Here is a 3553-nt window from a genome sequence, read left to right as displayed (position 1 = left end):
CCTTCAGCACCATGGCGAAGACCGATATCGATGCGATGGTGACGTTCCTGCGCAGCGTGCCGCCCATCACCTCGCCCGATTTCGCCGTGAAGCCGGAAGCCGCGCCGGACTCCCACAAAGACGGCGTGATCTCAAGCGCGCTCGGCAAGAGAGTGTTCGAAGAAGCCTGCGTCAGTTGCCATGGCTGGAGTGGTGAAAGCCCGGTTACGCCGTTCGCGACATTGACCGGCTCTGGTGCGGTCAGCGACCAGAGCGCCATGAACGTGGCGCAAATCGTGATGGCCGGAGCCACCCGCCTGACACCGGATGGAGCACTGTCGATGCCGCGCTTCGGCGAAGCGTATTCCAATGAGGAGATCGCGGCGGTAGCGAACTTTGTCACGGCCCGCTTCGGCGTCAAAGGATCGTCTCTCACGCCGCAGGACATCGCGAAGCTGCGCTAGAGGGTGCGGTAAGGCGGTCGCAGCGCAAAGCGCCGAGGAAAGTTGAGCTGCAAGGCCCTATCAGGTCGCCGATCTAGGCCAGTTCGACGCGGCGTTCGATGCCATGGCGGCTTGCGGGCATGGAAGCGGTCGTGGTCAACGCCGAGGCGCTCTTCTATCTGGGCAAGGAGAGGATTGCGAAGCTTGCGCTGGGCCGCCGGCTGCCAACTTGCGCCTGGGTGCGGGAAGTGTCGGCGGCCGGAACGCTGCTTTCCTATGGCGCGGACCAGCGCGCGATTGCCCGGCGCGTGCCGTATTATCTCGACCGCATCCTGCAGGGCGAAAAGCCTGGCGAGATCCCGGTCGAGCAGCCGACCACGCTCGAACTCTGCGTTAATCTTGCCACCGCCAAAGCCTTGGGACTAACCCTGTCGCCGGCCCTGCTCACCGAGGCTGACGAGGTGATCGAGTGGCAACGTATCTGGAAGACGCGTGCGGAATCGCTGGCCGATAAGGCAAAATGTTTGATCGATGGCGGCATGAAAATGGGGCCGTCCTTTCGGGGGCAAGGACGGCCCCTAGTGGCTCGCAAGCTGGGGAGGTTTGAGCCCGGAAGCGAAGTTTCCCTCGCTCACCAGCGCAATATCGCAGACCAGGGCGCGGGCGTATTGCGCAGGTGCCGCATAGTTTCGATTTCGCATGATTAACGCGCTATGCAGCCGGACGTGCGATTTCCAAAGAAGCCGATGCGCCGCGAAATATTTCCGCCCCTGGATGTGAGAGCTATCAGAAGTCTCTGACGGCAAAACGGGGATGCTTGAAATGCCATTGTTTCCGGAAGGCTCGTTCCGTCGTTCGTTCGACAGGTTGGTGTTGATCGCAGGCGTGATCGGCGCATCCGCGATGATTTTCGCCTATGCCGCCGGCTGGCTGTCGCCACAGCGCCTTACCCCGCAACGACTGGTCGCCGCGCTGGCCCCGCCCGGTGCGCCGGCGCTCGGGCATCGCCGCAACCATGCCAAGGGCGTCTGCTTTTCCGGTGCCTTCGAGGCCAACGGGAACGGCGCGACGCTCTCGCGCGCGCGGGTGTTCACGCAAGGACGATATCCCGTTCATGGCCGTTTCAATCTCGGCACGCCCAATCCCGATGCCGCGGATGCGACGGTTCGGGTGCGCGGGATGGGGCTGCAGATCATGACGCCCGACGGCCAGGAATGGCGTATGGCCGTGATCGATCCGCCCTTCTTCGCGGTCTCAAGCCCGCAAGCCTTTCACGAACTGCTGCTTGCCTCGGCAAGCAAGGAACCGAATGCGATGAAGAATTTCATCGTGGCGAATCCGGAGTTCGCGAAGTTTGTCGACTGGGCCAAAACCGCGCCGTGGACGGCTTCCTTTGGGGAGGAGCGCTACAACAGCCTGGACAGTTTTGTCTTTACGGACAATTCGGATGTCGATCGGACCGTGCGCTGGTCGCTGCTGCCGAGCCAGACGCCGGTTGCGGTGGCGCAGGCCGATCTGGCCAAACGCGGCCCGGATTTTCTGGAAAAGGAAATCGCCGCAAGGGTCCAGAACGGACCGGTGCGATGGACCATGATGGTGACCGTCGCCAATCCGGGCGACCGGACGAATGACCCCAGCAAGGCATGGCCCGAAGATCGTCACGCTGTCGAGGTCGGAACATTAGTCGTGAACCAGATCGAAGCGGAGGCGGATGGACCATGCCGGGACATCAACTTCGATCCGACGGTGCTTCCTGATGGAATGCGAACGTCGGACGACCCGTTTCCCGCCGCGCGGTCCTCGGCATACCGCGTGTCCTATGATCTTCGCACAGCGGAAACGAAGGACTACCCGTTCAAGGTGACCGGAGCAAAACCATGATCGTCCTTCGTCACCGCTTCAATCCGCTGCAGCGCGGACTGCATTGGCTGATGGCGATCTGCATCATCGCGATGCTGTTCATCGGCGTGACCATGGTCTCCATCGTCGCGCCCACCTATCTGCCGTTGATCACGACCCACGAGACGCTCGGGACCGTCATTTTCGTGCTCGTATGCATTCGCCTCGTGCTGCGTCTCTATTTCGGCGCGCCGCCGCTGCCGGTCGATCTGCCCACGCCGATCAAGATGGTCGCGACCTTGTCGCAATATGCACTGTACGGGTTGATGATCGTGATGCCGCTGTTGGGTTGGGCCATGCTGTCGGCGGAGCGGTATCCCGTCATGCTGTATTGGAAGAGCGTTCTCCCCCAGGTGCTGCCGCAAAGTGAAAGCGCGCATACTTGGTTATGGAGAGCGCATCACTATCTGGCCTTCGCGTTCTTTGCGCTGATCCTGATGCATGTAGCGGCCGCGCTGTTCCATGCCCTGGTGCGGCGGGACGGTGTGTTCCAGTCCATGGCGCCCTGGCCGGCTGGCGACGAGGTTTTGGGTGAGAAATCGGATGGCGCGTGAGTTGATCGGGTCTGGGAGACCGGGATGGATGTCGGGACGTGGCTTCGCAATCTTGGCCTCGGACAATACGAGACTGCGTTCAGGGACAACGAAATCGATCGCGAGGTGCTGCCGAACCTGACCTCGGAGGATCTCAAGGATCTGGGCATTGTCGTCATCGGGCACCGCCGCAAGATCCTAGCGGCGATCGCCGAACTTCCGGCGGCGCTTCCCGCGCCTTCCGCGCCACGGCCGGCTTCGGATGCAAAGTGGGCCTCGGGCGACGTCGCCAGCGAGCGGCGGCAGTTGACGCTGATGTTCTGCGATCTCGTGGGATCGACGCCTTTGTCGGCCCGGCTCGACCCTGAAGACATGGCCGATCTCATTCGTATATTCCGCGATGCGGTGTCGGCATCGGTCTCGCGTTTCGATGGCACCGTCGCGAAATGGATGGGCGACGGGGCGCTGATCTATTTCGGCTATCCGCACGCCCATGAAGACGACGCCGAGCGCGCCGCCCGCGCGGGCCTCGCGTTGCAGGATAGCCTGCGGGATCTCAGTCGAGGCGGCCTTCCGCTGCATGCCCGCGTCGGCATCGCAACCGGCCTGGTGGTCGCCGGCGAACTGATCGGCGAGGGCGCGGCGCGGGAGCGTGGCGTCGTCGGCGACACGCCCAATCTGGCGGCCCGGCTGCAGAGC

General features: G+C 62.9%; 5 protein-coding genes. All 5 read left to right on the top strand.

All coding sequences use genetic code 11. The features are described 5' to 3' along the window. The first annotated feature begins 11 nt into the window (after positions 1-11). Positions 12-443, top strand: a complete 432-nt coding sequence (locus WCB02_RS32135; RefSeq protein ID WP_423964591.1) for a c-type cytochrome — start codon at positions 12-14, stop codon at positions 441-443. Between the two features lie 119 nt (positions 444-562). Then, the gene (locus WCB02_RS32130; protein WP_423964588.1) at positions 563-1129 is read left to right on the top strand and encodes an ABC transporter substrate binding protein; all 567 of its coding nucleotides are present in this window, start codon (positions 563-565) and stop codon (positions 1127-1129) included. A gap of 115 nt (positions 1130-1244) precedes the next feature. Next, a complete protein-coding gene (locus tag WCB02_RS32125) occupies positions 1245-2303 on the top strand; it encodes a catalase family peroxidase (protein ID WP_423964586.1) in 1059 nt (352 codons plus the stop codon). Beyond that, positions 2300-2875, top strand: coding sequence for a cytochrome b (locus WCB02_RS32120; RefSeq protein WP_423964584.1), 576 nt, complete (start codon positions 2300-2302; stop codon positions 2873-2875). The genes WCB02_RS32125 and WCB02_RS32120 overlap by 4 nt, the downstream gene beginning before the upstream one ends. 24 nt (positions 2876-2899) lie before the next feature. Beyond that, a partial coding sequence (locus tag WCB02_RS32115) for an adenylate/guanylate cyclase domain-containing protein (protein WP_423964582.1) occupies positions 2900-3553 on the top strand: 654 nt, incomplete at its 3' end.

The sequence above is a fragment of the Bradyrhizobium sp. genome (genome assembly GCF_049581145.1).
Taxonomy (GTDB): domain Bacteria; phylum Pseudomonadota; class Alphaproteobacteria; order Rhizobiales; family Xanthobacteraceae; genus Bradyrhizobium.
The sequence above is the reverse complement of the archived record's forward strand: the minus strand, read 5'-3'. Positions and strand labels throughout refer to the sequence as shown.

Excerpts from the sequence above, each read along its gene's own strand:
- WCB02_RS32135 (WP_423964591.1), top strand. The coding sequence starts at position 12 with ATGGCGAAGACCGATATCGATGCGATGGTGACGTTCCTGCGCAGCGTG.
- WCB02_RS32130 (WP_423964588.1), top strand. The coding sequence starts at position 563 with ATGGAAGCGGTCGTGGTCAACGCCGAGGCGCTCTTCTATCTGGGCAAG.
- WCB02_RS32125 (WP_423964586.1), top strand. The coding sequence starts at position 1,245 with ATGCCATTGTTTCCGGAAGGCTCGTTCCGTCGTTCGTTCGACAGGTTG.
- WCB02_RS32120 (WP_423964584.1), top strand. The coding sequence starts at position 2,300 with ATGATCGTCCTTCGTCACCGCTTCAATCCGCTGCAGCGCGGACTGCAT.